Origin of the sequence: Escherichia sp. E10V10, assembly GCF_004211985.1 — a bacterium.
Taxonomy (GTDB): domain Bacteria; phylum Pseudomonadota; class Gammaproteobacteria; order Enterobacterales; family Enterobacteriaceae; genus Escherichia.
In genome coordinates, this window is the sequence record NZ_RHJO01000015.1 from 46,722 (window position 1) to 67,221 (window position 20,500).

Below are 20,500 nucleotides of genomic sequence, written 5' to 3' on the forward strand. Positions count from 1 at the left end.
TGCCCAAATGAAACCAAATCGGAAATTTCCAGTGAAGTTCGTAAAGTATTTATTGATCCTTGCAGTCTGTTGCATTCTGCTGGGAGCAGGCTCGATTTATGGCCTCTACCGCTACATCGAGCCACAACTGCCGGATGTGGCGACATTAAAAGATGTTCGCCTACAAATTCCGATGCAGATTTACAGCGCCGATGGCGAGCTAATTGCGCAATATGGTGAAAAGCGTCGTATTCCGGTTACGTTGGATCAAATCCCGCCGGAAATGGTGAAAGCCTTTATCGCGACGGAGGACAGCCGCTTTTATGAGCATCACGGCGTTGACCCGGTGGGGATCTTCCGTGCGGCAAGTGTGGCGTTGTTCTCTGGTCACGCGTCACAAGGGGCGAGTACCATTACCCAGCAACTGGCGAGAAACTTCTTCCTCAGTCCGGAACGCACACTGATGCGTAAGATTAAGGAAGTCTTCCTCGCGATTCGTATTGAACAGTTGCTGACTAAAGACGAGATCCTCGAGCTTTATCTGAACAAGATTTACCTCGGTTACCGTGCCTATGGTGTCGGTGCTGCGGCACAAGTCTATTTCGGTAAAACGGTCGACCAACTGACGCTGAACGAAATGGCGGTGATTGCCGGGCTGCCAAAAGCCCCATCCACTTTCAACCCGCTCTACTCAATGGATCGCGCCGTCGCGCGGCGTAACGTTGTGCTGTCACGTATGTTGAGCGAAGGGTATATCACCCAGCAGCAATACGATCAGACGCGTAGTGAGCCGATTAACGCCAATTATCACGCGCCGGAAATTGCGTTCTCGGCGCCGTATCTCACCGAAATGGTGCGTCAGGAGATGTATAGCCGTTACGGCGAAAGCGCTTATGAAGACGGTTATCGCATTTACACCACCATTACCCGCAAAGTTCAGCAGGCCGCGCAGCAAGCGGTGCGTAACAACGTGCTGGACTACGACATGCGTCACGGTTATCGCGGCCCGGCTAATGTGCTGTGGAAAGTGGGTGAGACGGCGTGGGACACCAAAAAGATAACCAATACTCTGAAAGCGTTGCCGACTTACGGTCCGCTGCTGCCTGCCGCAGTTACCAGCACCAATCCGCAGGAAGCGACAGCGATGCTGGCTGACGGAACGTCCGTAACGTTGCGTATGGAAGGCGTTCGCTGGGCGCGTCCTTACCGTTCAGACACTCAACAGGGACCGACGCCGCGTAAAGTGACTGATGTGGTGCAAACGGGTCAGCAGATCTGGGTTCGCCAGGTTGGCGATGCCTGGTGGCTGGCGCAGGTGCCAGAGGTGAACTCGGCGCTTGTGTCGATCAATCCGCAAAACGGTGCCGTCATGGCGCTGGTGGGTGGCTTTGACTTCAACCAGAGCAAGTTCAACCGCGCAACTCAGGCGCTGCGTCAGGTGGGTTCGAATATCAAACCGTTCCTCTACACCGCAGCAATGGATAAAGGTCTGACGCTGGCAAGTATGCTGAACGATGTGCCGATTTCCCGCTGGGACGCCGGTGCTGGTTCTGACTGGGAGCCGAAAAACTCACCGCCGCAATATGCCGGTCCAATCCGTTTACGTCAGGGACTGGGCCAGTCGAAGAACGTAGTGATGGTGCGTGCAATGCGGGCTATGGGCGTTGACTACGCTGCAGAGTATCTGCAACGCTTCGGCTTCCCGGCGCAAAACATTGTTCATACCGAATCGCTGGCGCTGGGTTCCGCGTCCTTCACGCCGCTGCAGGTGGCGCGCGGCTACGCAGTAATGGCGAACGGTGGCTTCCTGGTGGATCCGTGGTTTATCAGCAAAATTGAAAACGACCAGGGCGGCGTGATTTTCGAAGCGAAACCGAAAGTAGCTTGCCCGGAATGCGATATCCCGGTGATTTACGGCGATACGCAAAAATCGAACGTGCTGGAAAATAACGACGTTGAAGACGTGGCTATCTCCCGCGAGCAGCAAAATGTTTCGGTGCCGATGCCGCAACTAGAGCAAGCTAATCAGACATTAGTCGCGAAGACCGGCGCGCAGGAGTATGCACCGCACGTTATCAGCACTCCGCTGGCATTCCTGATTAAGAGCGCACTGAACACCAATATCTTTGGTGAACCAGGCTGGCAAGGTACTGGCTGGCGCGCAGGTCGTGATTTGCAACGTCATGATATCGGCGGGAAAACCGGGACCACCAACAGCTCGAAGGATGCATGGTTCTCGGGTTACGGACCAGGCGTAGTAACCTCAGTATGGATTGGCTTTGACGATCACCGTCGTAATCTCGGTCATACCACGGCTTCCGGGGCAATTAAAGATCAGATCTCTGGTTATGAAGGTGGTGCTAAAAGCGCGCAGCCTGCATGGGACGCTTATATGAAAGCCGTTCTGGAAGGCGTACCGGAACAACCGCTGACGCCGCCGCCGGGTATTGTGACGGTGAATATCGATCGCAGCACTGGGCAACTGGCCAGCGGCGGCAACAGCCGCGAAGAGTACTTCATTGAAGGTACACAGCCTACACAGCAGGCGGTGCGCGAGGTGGGAACGACCATTATCGATAATGGTGAGGCACAGGAATTGTTCTAATTAAAAAGGCGCTTCGGCGCCTTTTCAGTTTGCTGGCAAAGTGCGCGTTGTTCATGCCGGATGCAGCGTGAAACATCTTGAAAAATCAATACATTGAAGAAAATTCGTAGGCCTGATAAGCATGGCGCATCAGGCAAGCTCTACGTATTTACAACCGCCCCTGCCCCTTCAACCACTCGCGCACGAGGAACAGCGCACTGACATTGCGCGCTTCATTGAAGTCAGGATCTTCAAGCAAATCCATCATATGCGCCAGCGGCCAGCGAACCTGCGGTAGCGGCTCTGGCTCATCGCCTTCCAGCGACTCCGGGTAGAGATCCTGCGCTACCACGATATTCATTTTGCTGGAAAAGTAAGACGGCGCCATGCTGAGTTTCTTCAAAAAAGTCAGATCGTTCGCACCAAATCCCACTTCTTCTTTTAGCTCGCGGTTAGCTGCTTCGTAGACGCTTTCACCGGGATCAATCAGCCCTTTCGAAAACCCTAACTCGTAGGATTCAGTTCCCACCGCGTACTCACGAATCAGGATCAGATGGTCGTCCACAATAGGCACAATCATCACCGCTTCCCTGTTGGTTGGACGCATTCGTTCATAAACACGCCGCACGCCATTGCTGAACTCCAGATCCACGCTTTCGACGGTAAACAGTCGGGAACGGGCTACAGTTTCAACATTCAGAATGGTGGGTTTTTGTAATGATTTTCTCATTGTGGAATCTTTGCAGTGAAATCAGTATTTATTGTGCGATATCGGACACCGTTTCGGCAATGTGAATTGCATGTTATTTACATTTATGCAACCTGATAAATAATCGTTCTCAAATCAAATTAAAAGTCAATAGGTTGAAATAACTCCAGGAATTTGCTGATATTCCGCCCTCAGAGGGTTTGCTATGATCAGCGGTTACTGGGATGCGCTTAATGATGCTCAAGTTCAACTCCACGCTTGCCGATAGCCAACCGCAGAATCCTATATTGTGTCCAGGGTGCGAATAATCACGCCTGACAAATTAAGTAAGATGGGGAAAGCATGAGCACCATTGTGATTTTTTTAGCTGCTTTGCTGGCCTGCTCACTACTTGCGGGATGGCTGATAAAAACCCGCACCAGGCGGCGACAATTGCCCTGGGCTAACGCCTTCGCTGATGCGCAAACGCGCAAACTCACTCCGGAAGAACGTAGCGCTGTTGAAAATTATCTCGAGAGCCTGACGCAGATTTTGCAGGTTCCCGGCCCGACGGGTGCCAGCACGGCGCCTGTCTCTCTGACGCTGAACGCCGAAAGCAATAATGTGATGATGCTGACGCACGCTATCACACGTTATGGCATCTCTACCGACGATCCCAATAAATGGCGCTACTACCTTGACTCGGTAGAAGTCCACCTGCCGCCTTTCTGGGAGCAGTACATCAACGACGAAAACACCGTTGAACTGATTTATACCGACTCACTCCCATTAGTCATTTCACTCAACGGCCATACGCTGCAAGAGTATATGCAGGAGACTCGCGGTTACACGTTACAACCTATTCCATCAACACAGGCATCGATTCGCGGTGAAGAGAGCGAACAAATTGAGTTGCTCAACATTCGCCAGGAAACGCACGAAGAGTATGCACTTAGCCGCCCACGAGGATTGCGGGAAGCGCTGCTGATTGTCGCCTCATTCCTGATGTTCTATTTCTGCCTGGTGACCCCAGATGTATTTGTCCCGTGGTTGGTTGGCGGCGCGCTACTGCTGCTGGGCGCGGGCCTGTGGGGATTATATGCGCCACCTGCCAAATCTTCCCTAAGGGAAATCCACTGCCTGCGCGGGACACCGCGTCGCTGGGGGCTATTTGGTGAAAACTCTCAGGAACAGATTAACAATATTTCGCTTGGTATTATCGATCTGGTCTACCCCGCGCACTGGCAACCTTACATTGCCCAGGATCTCGGACAACAAACCGATATCGATATCTACCTCGACCGTCACGTCGTGCGCCAGGGGCGCTATCTTTCGCTGCATGACGAAGTAAAAAACTTCCCGTTGCAGCACTGGCTACGCAGCACGGTTATCGCAGCCGGTTCGCTGATTGTCTTGTTTATGCTGCTGTTCTGGATCCCACTGGATATGCCGCTGAAATTCACTCTCTCGTGGATGAAAGGCGCGCAGACTATTGAGGCCACCAGTGTTAAACAACTTGCGGACGCTGGCGTACGCGTAGGCGATACCTTACGTCTAAGTGGTACAGGCATGTGTAATATCCGCACTTCCGGCACCTGGAGCGCGAAAACCAATTCACCGTTTTTGCCGTTTGACTGCTCGCAAATCATCTGGAATGACGCCCGTTCATTGCCATTACCAGAATCGGAACTGGTTAACAAAGCTACGGCGTTGACCGAAGCAGTAAACCGCCAGTTGCACCCGAAACCGGATGATGAATCTCGCGTCAGCGCCACATTGCGTTCAGCAATTCAGAAATCCGGCATGGTTTTGCTTGATGACTTTGGCGACATCGTACTGAAGACCGCCGATCTCTGTGCCGCCAAAGATGATTGTGTTCGGTTGAAAAATGCGCTGGTGAATCTCGGCAACAGTAAGGACTGGGACGCACTGGTAAAACGCGCCAACGCAGGAAAACTTGATGGTGTGAATGTATTACTCCGCCCGGTGAGCGCAGAATCGCTGGATAATCTGGTGGCGACTTCCACCGCACCGTTTATCACTCATGAAACGGCGCGAGCAGCACAATCACTGAATAGCCCAGCGCCTGGCGGCTTCCTGATTGTCAGCGACGAAGGCAGCGATTTTGTCGATCAACCGTGGCCAGCAGCCTCGCTTTATGACTACCCGGCGCAAGAACAATGGAACGCTTTCCAGAAGCTGGCGCAAATGTTGATGCATACACCGTTTAACGCCGAGGGGATCGTCACCAATATTTTCACCGATGCCAACGGTACGCAGCATATCAGCTTGCACCCTATTCCGGACCGTTCTGGCCTGTGGCGCTATCTCGGCACCACATTACTGCTACTGACGATGTTCGGCTGTGCCATCTATAATGGCGTGCAGGCCTGGCGTCGTTACCAGCGTCATCGCACCCGCATGATGGAGATTAAGGAATATTACGAAAGCTGCCTGAATCCGACGCTGCTCACGTCTTCAGAAAGCCTCATCGAATAACACGTTTGCGCGGCAGGTTATGCTACCCTGTCGCGCAAATTGCTTCACTCTGGAGATTTCCCCCATGCATATCAACATTGCCTGGCAGGACGTAGACACCGTTCTGCTGGATATGGACGGCACGTTGCTCGACCTCGCCTTCGATAACTATTTTTGGCAAAAACTGGTGCCTGAAACATGGGGCGCGCAAAACGGTGTTACGCCACAGGAAGCAATGGAATATATGCGCCAGCAATATCACGACGTGCAGCATACGCTAAACTGGTACTGTCTTGATTACTGGAGCGAGCAACTGGGTCTGGATATCTGTGCGATGACCACCGAGATGGGGCCGCGTGCAGTGTTGCGTGAAGATACTATTCCGTTTCTCGAAGCGCTGAAAGCCAGCGGCAAGCAGCGAATTTTGCTCACTAACGCCCATCCACATAACCTGGCCGTTAAACTTGAGCATACGGGTCTGGACGCACACCTTGATTTATTACTTTCCACCCACACATTTGGTTATCCGAAAGAGGATCAGCGGTTATGGCATGCGGTGGCCGAAGCTACGGGTCTGAAAGCTGAAAGAACGCTGTTTATTGATGACAGCGAAGCCATTCTCGATGCTGCCGCGCAATTTGGTATTCGTTACTGTCTCGGCGTCACCAACCCTGACTCTGGAATAGCCGAAAAACAGTATGAACGCCATCCGTCACTGAATGACTACCGCCGCCTGATCCCCTCGCTAATGTGAAGGAGACGCCATGAAAGAAAAACCGGCTGTTGAGGTTCGACTGGATAAATGGCTATGGGCCGCCCGTTTTTATAAAACCCGCGCGCTGGCCCGCGAAATGATTGAAGGCGGTAAGGTGCATTACAACGGGCAACGCAGCAAGCCGAGTAAAGTCGTCGAGCTGAATGCCACGCTCACGCTGCGCCAGGGAAATGACGAACGAACGGTGATTGTAAAGGCGATTACTGAACAGCGTCGCCCCGCCAGCGAGGCAGCCTTGCTGTATGAAGAGACTGCGGAAAGTGTAGAGAAACGCGAAAAAATGGCGCTGGCACGTAAACTTAATGCCTTAACCATGCCGCACCCGGACCGGCGCCCGGACAAAAAAGAGCGCCGCGACCTGTTACGATTTAAACACGGCGACAGTGAATAACTGTCACCTGCAAGAGAGATGATTATGCCGCAACATGACCAATTACATCGCTATCTGTTTGAAAACTTTGCCGTTCGCGGCGAACTGGTAACCGTTTCGGAAACCCTGCAACAGATCCTTGAGAATCACGATTATCCGCAGCCGGTGAAAAACGTGCTGGCAGAACTGCTGGTCGCGACCAGCCTGTTGACCGCTACGCTGAAGTTTGATGGTGATATCACCGTACAGCTGCAAGGCGACGGTCCGATGAATCTGGCGGTTATTAACGGTAACAACAAACAGCAGATGCGCGGTGTGGCGCGCGTGCAGGGCGAAATTCCAGAAAATGCCGACCTGAAAACGCTGGTCGGCAATGGTTACGTGGTGATCACCATTACCCCGAGCGAAGGCGAACGCTATCAGGGTGTAGTTGGTCTGGAAGGTGATACCCTGGCGGCTTGCCTGGAAGATTACTTTATGCGTTCTGAACAGCTGCCGACGCGCCTGTTTATTCGCACCGGTGACGTAGACGGCAAACCGGCTGCGGGCGGTATGTTGTTACAGGTAATGCCTGCGCAAAATGCCCAGCAAGACGACTTCGACCACCTTGCGACGCTGACCGAAACCATCAAAACTGAAGAGCTGCTGACGTTACCGGCAAACGAAGTTTTGTGGCGCTTGTACCACGAAGAAGAGGTGACGGTTTACGATCCGCAGGATGTTGAATTCAAATGCACCTGCTCGCGTGAACGTTGCGCAGGCGCGCTGAAAACGCTGCCGGATGAAGAAGTTGATAGCATCCTCGCGGAAGAAGGCGAAATTGACATGCATTGTGATTACTGTGGTAACCACTATCTGTTCAATGCAATGGATATTGCCGAGATCCGCAACAATGCGTCTCCGGCAGATCCGCAGGTACATTAATCGCCATGTCCGGCAGAGGTGACTCTGCCGGATATCATAACTAAATTGCCTGATGCGCTGCGCTTATCTGGCCTACGGATTAAATGCAATTTATCGCAGGTAAGATAAGGCGCAGCATCCAAACGCGCTGTCACTCATTCAGATTCAAATCCAGCGTTTCACCATCCACCGTAAGATCGCGCCACACCTTAGGCTTCGTCCCCAGTTTTCCATTCTTCGCCGCTGTGAGTAATTTCTCTTTCGTTATTACACGCGGGAGTGAACTCATCGTAATCTCTTTCCATTCTTTCCCGGCAGGATCAATAACATAGACAATGTATCTTTCATCATTAAAGGCAAACAGGATCCGCTCTGCCCTACCATCACTATTCAGATCTTGCTCTACCAGCACGCAGGCATCTTTTTCAATACATATCATTGCGTTATAGCGATTTTTCATCACTGCCGACCAGAATGTCATATCCGGCTTTCCAGAACCTGGGGCAATAAATACATTATCAGCTAATGCTTTTTCCGATATCTGCTGCTGAAGACGTTGCACTCCATCAAACGCCATCAGCAGACCCCACCTGCGTTTCGGGTCTTTCATATACTCGACATCGCTTTTCAGCGACTCAAGCGCTGCACGTCCATAGCGACCGCTATGTTCGAGCATGTAGATACTTACCTGGTCTGGCATGTTCTTGCCACTCTGATAACGCGCCATATGGCTGTTCACGCTAATGCGCATACTGTCCAGCACCGGCGAATTAAGAAGCACCAGTATCACCAGCACCAATAACGAAACCGTAAGGTTCACTTTGCCCTGAAGAACAAGGGGATTTTGCCCTTTACGCCAGGCAATACTGACGAAATACCCCAGCGACCAGACCAGTAACACCACCACCGCCAGTGCGCCGTGCAAGCGTTCGGTAGTCCAGCCGTATTGAGCGACCCGCATCCATATAGCCCAGGCAGCGATCAGCACATAGAGCGGCGCCACCAGCAGAGACATTTTTATCAGGCAACGCAATGGGCCAGTCCAGGGAAGCGATGCTTTTCGCGGATCGTGGACAATGGCCATTAAGAGCAACTGCAAAAAGGCCAGAGTTAAAAGCAGCCCAGCGGCGGAGATGTGGCGGGAAATCGCATTCAAACCAGCAAAGGGCAAAGTGATAATAAACAGCAGCGTCAGCAGTGAAACCAGTGGTAGCAAACCTGTGGCGATTAACGTGAAGAGCTTTTGAATAGAGGCGATTAACCGCGATTGAGTCCGCGCAAGAATGACTGCCAGCGCGGTAACCAGGCCCAGCGTAAGATAAATAAACCAGTCGGTTGAAAAAAAGAGGGTACTGAAAAACGTGATGCCAACAAGTTTAAATAACTCACTCCACAGTAAAAGCACCAGCCATGTCAGACCATTAGTGATAAAAATCACCATCAATATTAGAGCGTTATGCCACGCTGACTGGTAAAAAAAGCTATAGTTCGTTTGCTCTTTTCTTTCGTGCAAATTCAGTTGTATCCAGGGCAATAACAACATCGCCATTAACAGCAGATAACAACCAAATTCCCAGAGTTCCTGGTCCGCTCGCCAGGGACTCATGCCATCAATTTGCCATTTCAGCCAGCCGCTCATCGCCAGGGTGGCAATAAATACCAGCGCCAGCCACCCCCACAAACGCTTCTGTTTGAAGGATTCCACGGTGAATAACAAAACGGATGAAAGCGCCACGGTCGCAGGAATGCCGTAAACAAGCCAGTTGTTATTGTCCACAGCCAGCCAGGTTATCAGAAAATAGCAAACCAGCCCCTGGATTAATCCAGTGGCGACCATTCCCCACCGTGTTGCAGGTGAAAGTTCAACGTTATCCATGTTCGTGATCCGGAATCAAAAGGAAGGTTAATTATTGCATTCAGGCAGTACTAATATTTATTTTAAGAAAAATTTACAAAAAATTTTGCGGTGGTGAATCGATACTTTACTGATTGATTTTGCATAAATTTCAATCAGGAATGAGATTTAACTCACATTATAATGGCCAATTAAACTAACTTTTAACCTTTTAGGAACATTTTCCACACCTGGAATGCCATTTCTGCGATAATAGCAACCGTTTCGTGACAGGAATCACGGAGTTTTTTGTCAAATATGAATTTCTCCAGATGCGTAAATCTATGAGCCTTGTCGCGGTTAACACCCCCAAAAAGACTTTACTATTCAGGCAATACATATTGGCTAAGGAGCAGTGAAATGCGCGTTAACAATGGTTTGACCCCGCAAGAACTCGAGGCTTATGGTATCAGTGACGTTCATGATATCGTTTACAACCCAAGCTACGACCTGCTGTATCAGGAAGAGCTCGATCCGAGCCTGACAGGTTATGAGCGAGGGGTGTTAACTAATCTGGGTGCCGTTGCCGTGGATACCGGGATCTTCACCGGGCGTTCACCAAAAGATAAGTATATCGTCCGCGACGATACCACTCGCGATACCTTCTGGTGGGCAGACAAAGGCAAAGGTAAGAACGACAACAAACCTCTCTCTCCGGAAACCTGGCAACATCTGAAAGGCCTGGTGACCAAACAGCTTTCCGGCAAACGCCTGTTTGTGGTTGATGCTTTCTGTGGCGCTAACCCGGATACTCGCCTTTCCGTACGTTTCATCACCGAAGTGGCCTGGCAGGCGCATTTCGTCAAGAACATGTTTATTCGCCCGAGTGATGAAGAGCTGGAAGGTTTCAAACCTGACTTTATCGTCATGAACGGCGCGAAGTGCACCAACCCGCAGTGGAAAGAACAGGGTCTGAACTCTGAAAACTTCGTGGCGTTTAACCTCACCGAGCGCATGCAGCTGATTGGTGGCACCTGGTACGGCGGCGAAATGAAGAAAGGGATGTTCTCAATGATGAACTACCTGCTGCCGCTGAAAGGTATCGCTTCTATGCACTGCTCCGCCAACGTTGGCGAGAAAGGCGATGTTGCGGTGTTCTTCGGCCTTTCCGGCACCGGTAAAACCACCCTTTCCACCGACCCGAAACGTCGTCTGATTGGCGATGACGAGCACGGTTGGGACGATGACGGTGTGTTTAACTTCGAAGGCGGCTGCTACGCGAAAACCATTAAACTGTCGAAAGAAGCAGAGCCAGAAATCTATGGCGCTATCCGTCGCGATGCGCTGCTGGAAAACGTCACTGTACGTGAAGATGGCACCATCGACTTTGATGATGGTTCAAAAACCGAGAACACCCGCGTTTCTTATCCGATCTATCACATCGATAACATCGTTAAGCCAGTTTCCAAAGCGGGCCACGCGACTAAAGTTATCTTCCTGACCGCAGATGCTTTTGGCGTACTGCCACCGGTTTCTCGCCTGACTGCCGATCAAACTCAGTACCACTTCCTCTCAGGCTTCACCGCCAAACTGGCTGGTACAGAGCGTGGCATCACCGAACCGACGCCAACCTTCTCTGCCTGCTTCGGCGCGGCATTCCTGTCGCTGCACCCGACTCAATACGCAGAAGTGCTGGTAAAACGTATGCAGGCAGCGGGCGCGCAGGCATATCTGGTTAACACTGGCTGGAACGGCACTGGCAAACGTATCTCCATTAAAGATACCCGCGCCATTATCGACGCCATCCTCAACGGTTCGCTGGATAACGCAGAAACCTTCACTCTGCCGATGTTTAACCTGGCGATCCCGACCGAGCTGCCGGGTGTTGATACGAAGATCCTCGATCCGCGTAACACCTACGCTTCCCCGGAACAGTGGCAGGAAAAAGCTGAAACGCTGGCGAAACTGTTTATCGACAACTTCGATAAATACACCGACACCCCAGCGGGTGCCGCGCTGGTAGCGGCAGGTCCGAAGCTGTAATCGGTTAATATTTCACTGACCCCTTATCCAAACGGATAAGGGGTTTTTTTATATCTGCAGTTTCAGAAAAATTCGCTGGAACCGTTCTGGTATGGGGAAACGGGGCGGCATTCGGATAATTTATTACAACGTGACACGCAATGGCCGAATTTATCTGGCATTGATTTATCCTAAAAATGAACAGGATGATTTAACAGAAGAACAAAGAAAGGCATTGAAACTATTGTCCGAAAAGCTGCTTTAATGTTGAAGCTCAACAAATCCCATCACGGCCGCAACGCCAACAGAGGCATTGGAAATAGATGAAAGACGAATTATTTGCTGATCTTCTTGCCAGCGCAGAAGAAATGGTACGCATCGAAAAGGGTGAAAAAACGCCTGAGCCAGAACACGTCCATACTTTTAGCGAAATCGATGTAAAAGCGATCCGTGAAGCAACTGGCTTACGTCAGCAAGATTTCGCTGTCGCCGTGGGGGTGAGTTACGACCTGGTAAAAAGCTGGGAAACCAAACGCCGTCAACCTACCGGAGCACCTCGAAAATTGCTCCTGCTTTTGCAAGCGAATCCTTTCATTATCAATCAATTGAAAACAATCTAAAAACGGGAGGCACCTTCGCCTCCCGTTTATTTACCCTTCTTTTGTCGTGCCCTGCGCCCGCGTTACCGGTAATGGCAGCCAGGCGCGAATGGAAAGCCCGCCCCGCTCGCTGGTGCCAAGCTCCAGCATCCCGTTATGGTTATCCACGATACGCTGCACAATCGCCAGGCCTAGTCCCGTGCCGCTAATGGTGCGCGCACTGTCGCCGCGGACAAAAGGCTGGAACAGATGCTTACGCTGTTCAGGCTCGATACCCGGACCGTCGTCTTCCACCTGGAACCAGGCGCGATTTGGCTCCGTTCCGCTGCTGACTTTGATCCAACCATTGCCATAGCGGGCAGCGTTCACCACCATATTCGCCACCGCACGTTTGATTGACAGCGGATGCATTTTCACTTCTATGCAGCCAGGATAAAGCGCGGTATCAATTTCACGCTCATAGCCACTTTCCGCGGCAATCACCTCACCAAGCACCGCATTAAGATCCGCCAGTTCCATTGGCATCTCCTGACCAGTACGCAGGTAGTCGATAAACTGCTCAATGATGGCGTTGCACTCTTCGATATCTTTGTTGATCGATTCTGCCAGGTAGCCATCCTGCTCGCTCATCATCTCGGTCGCCAGGCGAATACGCGTCAGTGGCGTGCGCAGGTCATGACTTACCCCTGCCATCAGCAGCGTGCGGTCATCCGCCAGTTGCTTAACACCAGCCGCCATATGGTTGAAGGCGCGGGTAACCGAACGCACCTCCGAAGCGCCATATTCACGCAGCGGCGGCGGAATAATCCCTTTACCGACCTGCAAAGCAGCATGTTCGAGATCGACCAACGGTCGGTTCTGAATACGAATAAACAGCCACGCCCCGCCAATCGCCATCAGCATAATCGCCAGCGTATAGCGGAACAGCGGGGAGAAATCGCCCTGATGAATTTCGGTCAGCGGCACGCGTACCCAGATATTGGGCGACAGCCAGGTTTTCAGCCAGACAACAGGCGAGCTTTTGTTAACCTCGACGCGAACTTCCGTCGGGCCGCCCAGCTGCTGCGCCATCTGATGGCTTAAGAATTCATAGTGTTGCGCCCAACGCAGCCCGGCCTCTTCGGCAGCTTCGTTGGAATAGAGGGAGATCCCCAGCTCACGGTAGATCTCCCGACGGAAAGCGGGAGGCACAACCAACTGCGTGCCGTCCTCCAGTTGCAGTTTGTCGGTCATCAACATACGCACTTCGTACGCGAGGACTTTATTAAACTGCTGGAGGCTCGGCAAAATCGCGAAGTTCAGCACCACCAGATAAGTCGTCACCAGGCTGACGAACAGCAAGGTGACGATGAGCAATAACGTGCGGGCAAATGAACTTCGTGGCGAGAAGCGCAATCGCCTCATGCTTTAGAACCGTCCGGTACAAAGACGTAGCCCAGACCCCAGACGGTCTGAATGTAACGCGGATGTGCCGGATCTTCTTCCACCATGCGGCGCAGACGAGAGATCTGCACGTCGATGGAACGTTCCATTGCGGAATATTCACGGCCACGGGCAAGGTTCATCAGCTTATCGCGGGAGAGCGGCTCACGCGGATGGCTGACCAGCGCCTTCAGGACCGCAAATTCACCGCTGGTCAGCGGCATCGGTTCATCTTCGCGGAACATTTCACGCGTACCCAGGTTAAGTTTGAACTTACCGAAAGCAATCACAGCTTCTTCCTGTGACGGCGCGCCCGGCAGTTCATTCGCCTGACGACGCAGCACCGCACGGATGCGGGCCAGCAATTCACGCGGGTTAAACGGTTTTGGAATGTAATCGTCAGCACCAATTTCCAGGCCAACGATACGGTCAACTTCTTCCCCTTTCGCCGTTACCATAATGATCGGCATCGGGTTACTCTGGCTACGAAGACGTCGGCAAATCGACAAACCATCTTCACCAGGTAACATCAAATCCAGTACCATAAGATGGAAAGATTCACGAGTCAGCAGGCGATCCATCTGTTCTGCATTAGCGACGCTTCGAACCTGGAAGCCTTGTTCGGTGAGATAACGCTCCAGCAGCGCACGCAAGCGCATGTCGTCATCGACCACCAGAATCTTGTAGTTCTCTTGCATTGTTTGTACTCCCAAAGGTTCGCAACAATTTGTAAGCGTGTATTCTTAAAAAAGCTCACGTTCGTCACCAGCTAAATCTGGTATGAATTTCAGCCTAAATTGTTACAAAGCATATTAAACAGCGGCTTAAGTATACAATTTATTCAGCGAAACATTATTGATTCTGTTGATATGATCACGTTATACCCAATGTGCGCATTATCAAACAGACAAAGGGAATCAACGAGATGAAAACGCCCCTGGTTACCCGGGAAGGGTATGAAAAACTCAAACAAGAGCTAAATTATCTCTGGCGTGAAGAGCGCCCGGAAGTCACAAAGAAGGTGACCTGGGCCGCAAGTCTGGGCGACCGCAGCGAAAACGCTGACTATCAGTATAATAAAAAGCGCCTGCGTGAAATCGACCGTCGTGTGCGCTATCTCACTAAATGCATGGAAAATCTCAAAATCGTCGATTACTCGCCCCAGCAGGAAGGAAAAGTTTTCTTTGGCGCGTGGGTAGAGATTGAAAACGACGATGGCGTGACTCACCGTTTCCGGATCGTCGGCTATGATGAAATCTTTGGCCGTAAAGACTACATCTCTATCGATTCCCCAATGGCCCGCGCATTGCTGAAAAAAGAAGTGGGCGATCTGGCGGTGGTGAATACCCCTGCCGGGGAAGCGAGCTGGTATGTTAATGCTATCGAGTACGTGAAACCGTAAGGAAGAGTCTTAACCTCCTGCCGATGGCTGGCATTTTTGCCAGCCAGTCCGTATAACTATCCCCTGATTTTTGATCCGAAAAGATGAACTCAAACCATGATGAATGATTCGTTCTGCCGCATTATTGCGGGTGAAATTCAGGCACGCCCGGAACAGGTTGACGCTGCCGTTCGCCTGCTTGACGAAGGGAATACCGTGCCGTTTATCGCACGTTATCGTAAGGAAATCACCGGCGGTCTGGATGACACGCAGCTGCGTAATCTGGAAACACGTCTGGGATATCTGCGCGAGCTGGAAGAGAGACGTCAGGCTATTCTCAAGTCCATTTCTGAGCAAGGTAAACTCACCGACGAGCTGGCGAATGCCATTAACGCTACCTTGAGCAAAACCGAACTCGAAGACCTCTACCTGCCTTACAAACCTAAACGTCGTACCCGCGGGCAAATCGCCATTGAAGCAGGTCTTGAGCCACTGGCTGACCTGCTGTGGAGCGATCCGTCACACACGCCAGAAGTCGCCGCCGCACAATATGTTGATGCCGATAAAGGCGTGGCAGATACCAAAGCCGCGCTGGACGGCGCGCGTTATATCCTGATGGAACGCTTTGCCGAAGATGCCGCGCTGCTGGCAAAAGTGCGTGATTATCTGTGGAAAAACGCGCATTTGGTTTCTACAGTGGTGAGCGGTAAAGAAGAGGAAGGGGCGAAATTCCGCGACTATTTCGATCATCACGAACCGCTGTCAACGGTGCCTTCTCACCGCGCGCTGGCGATGTTCCGTGGTCGTAACGAAGGCATACTCCAGCTTTCGCTGAATGCCGATCCGCAGTTCGATGAGCCGCCAAAAGAGAGCTATTGCGAGCAAATCATCATGGATCATCTCGGCCTGCGCCTGAACAATGCCCCGGCGGATAGCTGGCGCAAAGGCGTGGTGAGCTGGACGTGGCGCATCAAGGTGCTGATGCATCTGGAAACAGAACTGATGGGCACCGTGCGCGAACGTGCGGAAGATGAAGCGATTAATGTCTTTGCCCGTAACCTGCACGATCTGCTGATGGCGGCCCCTGCCGGACTGCGTGCGACGATGGGCCTCGATCCGGGTCTGCGTACCGGGGTAAAAGTAGCGGTAGTCGATGCAACCGGCAAACTGGTGGCAACCGATACCATTTACCCGCACACCGGACAAGCCGCAAAAGCAGCGATGACCGTTGCTGCCCTGTGTGAAAAGCATAACGTTGAACTGGTGGCGATCGGCAACGGTACAGCTTCCCGCGAAACCGAGCGTTTCTATCTTGATGTCCAGAAGCAGTTCCCGAAAGTGACCGCGCAGAAAGTGATCGTCAGCGAAGCTGGCGCATCAGTTTACTCGGCTTCCGAGCTGGCAGCACAGGAGTTCCCGGATCTCGACGTTTCTCTGCGTGGCGCAGTATCTATCGCCCGCCGTTTGCAGGATCCGCTGGCGGAGCTGGTGAAAATCGATCCGAAATCTATCGGCGTGGGTCAGTATCAGCATGACGTCAGCCAGACGCAGCTGGCCCGCAAGCTGGATGCAGTAGTAGAAGACTGCGTTAACGCCGTTGGCGTTGATTTGAATACCGCTTCTGTTCCGCTGTTAACTCGCGTAGCGGGCCTGACGCGCATGATGGCGCAAAACATCGTGGCCTGGCGCGATGAGAACGGCCAGTTCCAGAACCGTCAGCAACTGTTAAAAGTGAGCCGTCTGGGGCCGAAAGCCTTCGAGCAGTGTGCGGGCTTCTTGCGCATTAACCACGGTGATAACCCGCTGGACGCGTCTACCGTTCACCCGGAAGCCTATCCGGTGGTGGAACGCATTCTGGCAGCAACACAGCAGGCACTGAAAGATCTGATGGGTAACAGCAGCGAGCTGCGTAACCTGAAAGCGTCTGATTTTACCGATGAGAAATTCGGTGTGCCGACGGTAACCGACATCATCAAAGAGCTGGAAAAACCGGGTCGCGATCCGCGTCCGGAATTTAAAACCGCTCAGTTTGCCGATGGCGTCGAAACGATGAACGACCTGCAACCGGGTATGATCCTCGAAGGCGCGGTCACCAACGTCACCAACTTTGGTGCTTTTGTTGATATCGGCGTACATCAGGACGGCCTGGTTCACATCTCTTCTTTGTCGAACAAGTTTGTGGAAGATCCGCATACCGTGGTGAAAGCAGGCGACATTGTGAAGGTGAAAGTGCTGGAAGTGGATCTTCAGCGTAAACGTATCGCCCTGACCATGCGTCTGGACGAGCAGCCTGGCGAAGCCAACGCTCGTCGCGGCGGCGGTAACGATCGCCCGCAAAACAACCGCCCGGCAGCCAAACCGCGTGGGCGTGAAGCGCAGCCTGCCGGTAATAGCGCGATGATGGATGCGCTGGCGGCAGCAATGGGTAAAAAGCGTTAAACACCCTGATTGGCCTACGGTTCAAATTTGCACGAAATCGTAGGCCAGATAAGGCGTTCACGCCGCATCTGCCAACGAACGCCCTGCCTGACATAAATATGCCGGAGATATTCTCCGGCATATTTATTCCACAGCCAAACTCACAATATATTCCGTTAATATTTATCACCTCATTAACAACTGAAACCTTAATTAAACATTAACCCGCCCTAATAATTCGTCATTCGAATTATATTTTGGCTGCGATATAACCTTGAGCCACATCAACATTGAGTCAGATTATTATTCAAACCAACATTCGCACACATTTTAAGTATTGCTGATAGAAACCATTCTCATTATCATTGTACTGTTGATTATTTAATCTCTCCTTCGTTGGCAAATCATCTGGTCTCATGTCGCTGTCAAACGCCCCATGAGGTAGTTATCCAGTTAATGAGAAACAAGTAGGCACCTATGCAATACACTCCAGATACTGCGTGGAAAATCACTGGCTTTTCCCGTGAAATCAGCCCGGCATATCGCCAAAAACTGCTTTCTCTTGGCATGTTACCTGGCTCCTCTTTTAATGTGGTGCGCGTCGCTCCACTCGGCGACCCCATTCATATCGAAACCCGTCGTGTAAGCCTAGTATTACGGAAAAAAGATCTGGCCTTATTAGAAGTGGAAGCGGTTTCCTGTTAATACGGTGATAACAACAATGAAAAAATTAACCATTGGCTTAATTGGTAATCCAAATTCTGGCAAGACAACTTTATTTAACCAGCTCACCGGCGCACGTCAGCGTGTAGGAAACTGGGCCGGCGTTACCGTCGAACGTAAAGAGGGTCAGTTTTCCACCACCGATCATCAGGTCACGCTGGTGGATCTGCCCGGTACTTATTCTCTGACTACTATTTCATCGCAGACGTCGTTGGACGAGCAAATCGCCTGTCACTACATTTTGAGTGGCGACGCCGATCTGCTGATTAACGTGGTGGATGCGTCTAACCTTGAGCGTAACCTGTACCTGACGCTACAGCTGCTGGAACTCGGCATTCCCTGCATCGTGGCGCTGAACATGCTCGACATTGCCGAGAAACAAAATATTCGCATCGAAATTGATGCGCTGTCGGCGCGTCTTGGCTGCCCGGTAGTTCCACTGGTTTCCACGCGTGGTCGCGGTATCGAAGCTCTGAAACTGGCGATTGACCGCTACAAAGCCAACGACAATGTAGAACTGGTGCATTACGCCCAGCCGCTAATCAATGAAGCCGACTCGCTGGCAAAAGTGATGCCGTCCGACATCCCGCTCAAGCAGCGTCGCTGGCTGGGCCTGCAAATGCTGGAAGGCGATATCTACAGCCGCGCCTACGCCGGTGAAGCGTCGCAGCATCTGGATGCCGCCCTCGCCCGTCTGCGTAATGAGATGGACGATCCGGCGCTGCACATTGCCGATGCGCGTTACCAGTGCATTGCTGCCATCTGTGATGTGGTAAGCAACACCCTGACGGCAGAACCCAGCCGTTTCACCACTGCGGTAGATAAAATCGTGCTCAACCGTTTCCTCGGTCTGCCGATTTTCCTCTTTGTGATGTACCTGATGTTCCTGCTCGCTATCAACATCGGCGGGGCGTTACAGCCGCTGTTTGACGTCGGCTCCGTGGCGCTATTTGTGCATGGTATTCAGTGGATTGGCTACACGCTCCACTTCCCGGACTGGCTGACTATCTTCCTCGCCCAGGGCCTGGGCGGCGGTATTAACACCGTGCTGCCACTGGTGCCGCAGATCGGCATGATGTACCTGTTCCTCTCCTTCCTCGAGGACTCCGGTTATATGGCGCGTGCGGCGTTTGTGATGGACCGTCTGATGCAGGCGCTGGGCTTGCCGGGGAAATCCTTTGTACCGCTGATCGTTGGTTTCGGTTGTAACGTACCGTCGGTAATGGGCGCGCGAACTCTTGATGCTCCGCGTGAACGCCTGATGACCATTATGATGGCACCGTTTATGTCCTGCGGCGCACGTCTGGCTATCTTCGCAGTATTTGCGGCTGCCTTCTTCGGGCAGAACGGCGCGCTGGCGGTCTTCTCGCTGTATATGCTGGGTATCGTGATGGCGGTGCTGACTGGCCTGATGCTCAAGTACACCATCATGCGCGGTGAAGCGACGCCGTTCGTCATGGAGCTGCCGGTCTACCATGTACCACACGTTAAAAGCCTGATTATCCAGACCTGGCAGCGTCTGAAAGGCTTCGTTCTGCGTGCTGGTAAAGTGATTATCATCGTCAGCATTTTCCTGAGCGCCTTCAACAGCTTCTCGCTGAGCGGAAAAATCGTCGATAACATCAACGACTCGGCGCTGGCTTCCGTCAGCCGGGTGATCACCCCGGTCTTCAAGCCGATTGGCGTACATGAAGATAACTGGCAGGCAACGGTTGGCCTGTTTACAGGTGCCATGGCGAAAGAAGTGGTGGTGGGTACGCTCAACACCCTCTACACCGCAGAAAATATTCAGGACGAAGAGTTCAATCCGGCGGAATTTAACCTCGGTGAAGAGCTGTTCAGTGCGGTAGATGAAACCTGGCAGAGCCTGAAAGACACCTTCAGCCTTAGCGTACTGATGAACCCCATTGAAGCAAGCAAAGGCGACGGCGAAATGGGTACCGGGGCGATGGGCGTGATGGATCAGAAATTCGGTAGCGCCGCAGCCGCTTACAGCTACCTGATTTTCGTCCTGCTGTATGTACCGTGCATCTCGGTGATGGGTGCTATCGCGCGTGAATCAAGCCGTGGCTGGATGGGCTTCTCCATCCTGTGGGGGCTGAATATCGCTTACTCGCTGGCAACATTGTTCTATCAAGTCGCCAGCTACAGCCAGCATCCAACCTACAGTCTGGTATGCATTCTGGCGGTTATCCTGTTTAACATCGTGGTTATCGGTTTGCTGCGCCGCGCGCGTAGCCGGGTGGATATCGAACTGCTGGCAACGCGCAAGTCGGTAAGCAGTTGCTGTGCAGCCAGCACCACTGGCGATTGCCACTAAGGAT

15 protein-coding genes and 1 pseudogene are annotated in these 20,500 nt (G+C 52.2%); 12 read left to right on the plus strand and 4 right to left on the minus strand.

What is annotated here, in order from left to right:
- The first annotated feature begins 31 nt into the window (after positions 1–31).
- A complete protein-coding gene (mrcA, locus tag D9736_RS16020; protein WP_130208973.1) occupies positions 32–2,584 on the plus strand; it encodes a peptidoglycan glycosyltransferase/peptidoglycan DD-transpeptidase MrcA in 2,553 nt (850 codons plus the stop codon).
- Between the two features lie 148 nt (positions 2,585–2,732).
- Here the strand turns inward: mrcA and nudE are convergent, their stop codons facing one another.
- Positions 2,733–3,293, minus strand: a complete 561-nt coding sequence (gene nudE / locus D9736_RS16025) for an ADP compounds hydrolase NudE (RefSeq protein ID WP_126511443.1) — start codon at positions 3,291–3,293, stop codon at positions 2,733–2,735.
- Positions 3,294–3,614: 321 nt separating this feature from the next.
- Between nudE and igaA the strand changes: the two genes are divergently transcribed.
- The 4 genes from igaA (at position 3,615) to hslO (ending at position 7,798) form a co-directional block, all read left to right on the plus strand.
- Positions 3,615–5,750: an intracellular growth attenuator protein IgaA gene (gene igaA, locus D9736_RS16030; protein WP_130217656.1), complete on the plus strand. Its 2,136-nt coding sequence runs from the start codon at positions 3,615–3,617 to the stop codon at positions 5,748–5,750.
- 64 nt (positions 5,751–5,814) lie between these two features.
- Positions 5,815–6,483, plus strand: coding sequence for a GMP/IMP nucleotidase (gene yrfG, locus D9736_RS16035; protein ID WP_130221392.1), 669 nt, complete (start codon positions 5,815–5,817; stop codon positions 6,481–6,483).
- Positions 6,484–6,493: 10 nt separating this feature from the next.
- Positions 6,494–6,895, plus strand: coding sequence for a ribosome-associated heat shock protein Hsp15 (gene hslR, locus D9736_RS16040; RefSeq protein ID WP_130258695.1), 402 nt, complete (start codon positions 6,494–6,496; stop codon positions 6,893–6,895).
- 24 nt (positions 6,896–6,919) lie between these two features.
- Positions 6,920–7,798 carry an Hsp33 family molecular chaperone HslO gene (hslO, locus tag D9736_RS16045; RefSeq protein WP_130208979.1) on the plus strand — a complete coding sequence of 293 codons (879 nt, stop codon included), beginning with the start codon at positions 6,920–6,922 and terminating at the stop codon, positions 7,796–7,798.
- 130 nt (positions 7,799–7,928) lie between these two features.
- On the opposite strand, the gene D9736_RS16050 is transcribed toward hslO, so the two are convergent.
- A complete protein-coding gene (locus D9736_RS16050) occupies positions 7,929–9,653 on the minus strand; it encodes a DUF4153 domain-containing protein (RefSeq protein ID WP_130258696.1) in 1,725 nt (574 codons plus the stop codon).
- Positions 9,654–10,031: 378 nt separating this feature from the next.
- Here D9736_RS16050 and pckA point away from each other — a divergent pair, with 378 nt between their 5' ends.
- The 3 genes and pseudogenes from pckA to nadS all read left to right on the plus strand — a co-directional run bounded on the left by pckA (position 10,032) and on the right by nadS (position 12,253).
- Complete coding sequence (gene pckA / locus D9736_RS16055; protein ID WP_130208983.1) at positions 10,032–11,654, plus strand: phosphoenolpyruvate carboxykinase (ATP); 1,623 nt, start codon at positions 10,032–10,034, stop codon at positions 11,652–11,654.
- A gap of 61 nt (positions 11,655–11,715) precedes the next feature.
- Positions 11,716–11,898, plus strand: a pseudogene (locus tag D9736_RS16060) (type II toxin-antitoxin system RelE/ParE family toxin); the annotation flags it as partial.
- 58 nt (positions 11,899–11,956) lie between these two features.
- Positions 11,957–12,253 (plus strand): NadS family protein, encoded by a 297-nt coding sequence (gene nadS / locus D9736_RS16065; protein ID WP_130208987.1) that lies wholly within the window; start codon positions 11,957–11,959, stop codon positions 12,251–12,253.
- A 30-nt stretch (positions 12,254–12,283) separates the two neighbouring features.
- Here the strand turns inward: nadS and envZ are convergent, their stop codons facing one another.
- A complete protein-coding gene (gene envZ / locus D9736_RS16070) occupies positions 12,284–13,636 on the minus strand; it encodes a two-component system sensor histidine kinase EnvZ (RefSeq protein ID WP_130217662.1) in 1,353 nt (450 codons plus the stop codon).
- Entirely contained in the window at positions 13,633–14,352 is a 720-nt protein-coding gene (gene ompR / locus D9736_RS16075; protein WP_001157751.1) for a two-component system response regulator OmpR, read from the minus strand. The genes envZ and ompR overlap by 4 nt, the downstream gene beginning before the upstream one ends.
- A 227-nt stretch (positions 14,353–14,579) precedes the next feature.
- Here ompR and greB point away from each other — a divergent pair, with 227 nt between their 5' ends.
- The 4 genes from greB to feoB all read left to right on the plus strand — a co-directional run bounded on the left by greB (position 14,580) and on the right by feoB (position 20,496).
- Positions 14,580–15,056, plus strand: coding sequence for a transcription elongation factor GreB (greB, locus tag D9736_RS16080; RefSeq protein WP_000856744.1), 477 nt, complete (start codon positions 14,580–14,582; stop codon positions 15,054–15,056).
- A gap of 96 nt (positions 15,057–15,152) precedes the next feature.
- Positions 15,153–17,474: a Tex family protein gene (locus D9736_RS16085; protein WP_130258697.1), complete on the plus strand. Its 2,322-nt coding sequence runs from the start codon at positions 15,153–15,155 to the stop codon at positions 17,472–17,474.
- Between the two features lie 456 nt (positions 17,475–17,930).
- The gene (feoA, locus tag D9736_RS16090) at positions 17,931–18,158 is read left to right on the plus strand and encodes a ferrous iron transporter A (protein WP_001200455.1); all 228 of its coding nucleotides are present in this window, start codon (positions 17,931–17,933) and stop codon (positions 18,156–18,158) included.
- 16 nt (positions 18,159–18,174) lie between these two features.
- A complete protein-coding gene (gene feoB / locus D9736_RS16095) occupies positions 18,175–20,496 on the plus strand; it encodes a Fe(2+) transporter permease subunit FeoB (protein ID WP_130258698.1) in 2,322 nt (773 codons plus the stop codon).
- The last annotated feature ends 4 nt before the right edge of the window (positions 20,497–20,500 follow it).

Excerpts from the sequence above, each read along its gene's own strand:
- nudE (WP_126511443.1), bottom strand. The coding sequence starts at position 3,293 with ATGAGAAAATCATTACAAAAACCCACCATTCTGAATGTTGAAACTGTA.
- igaA (WP_130217656.1), top strand. The coding sequence starts at position 3,615 with ATGAGCACCATTGTGATTTTTTTAGCTGCTTTGCTGGCCTGCTCACTA.
- yrfG (WP_130221392.1), top strand. The coding sequence starts at position 5,815 with ATGCATATCAACATTGCCTGGCAGGACGTAGACACCGTTCTGCTGGAT.
- hslR (WP_130258695.1), top strand. The coding sequence starts at position 6,494 with ATGAAAGAAAAACCGGCTGTTGAGGTTCGACTGGATAAATGGCTATGG.
- hslO (WP_130208979.1), top strand. The coding sequence starts at position 6,920 with ATGCCGCAACATGACCAATTACATCGCTATCTGTTTGAAAACTTTGCC.
- D9736_RS16050 (WP_130258696.1), bottom strand. The coding sequence starts at position 9,653 with ATGGATAACGTTGAACTTTCACCTGCAACACGGTGGGGAATGGTCGCC.
- pckA (WP_130208983.1), top strand. The coding sequence starts at position 10,032 with ATGCGCGTTAACAATGGTTTGACCCCGCAAGAACTCGAGGCTTATGGT.
- nadS (WP_130208987.1), top strand. The coding sequence starts at position 11,957 with ATGAAAGACGAATTATTTGCTGATCTTCTTGCCAGCGCAGAAGAAATG.
- envZ (WP_130217662.1), bottom strand. The coding sequence starts at position 13,636 with ATGAGGCGATTGCGCTTCTCGCCACGAAGTTCATTTGCCCGCACGTTA.
- ompR (WP_001157751.1), bottom strand. The coding sequence starts at position 14,352 with ATGCAAGAGAACTACAAGATTCTGGTGGTCGATGACGACATGCGCTTG.
- greB (WP_000856744.1), top strand. The coding sequence starts at position 14,580 with ATGAAAACGCCCCTGGTTACCCGGGAAGGGTATGAAAAACTCAAACAA.
- D9736_RS16085 (WP_130258697.1), top strand. The coding sequence starts at position 15,153 with ATGATGAATGATTCGTTCTGCCGCATTATTGCGGGTGAAATTCAGGCA.
- feoA (WP_001200455.1), top strand. The coding sequence starts at position 17,931 with ATGCAATACACTCCAGATACTGCGTGGAAAATCACTGGCTTTTCCCGT.
- feoB (WP_130258698.1), top strand. The coding sequence starts at position 18,175 with ATGAAAAAATTAACCATTGGCTTAATTGGTAATCCAAATTCTGGCAAG.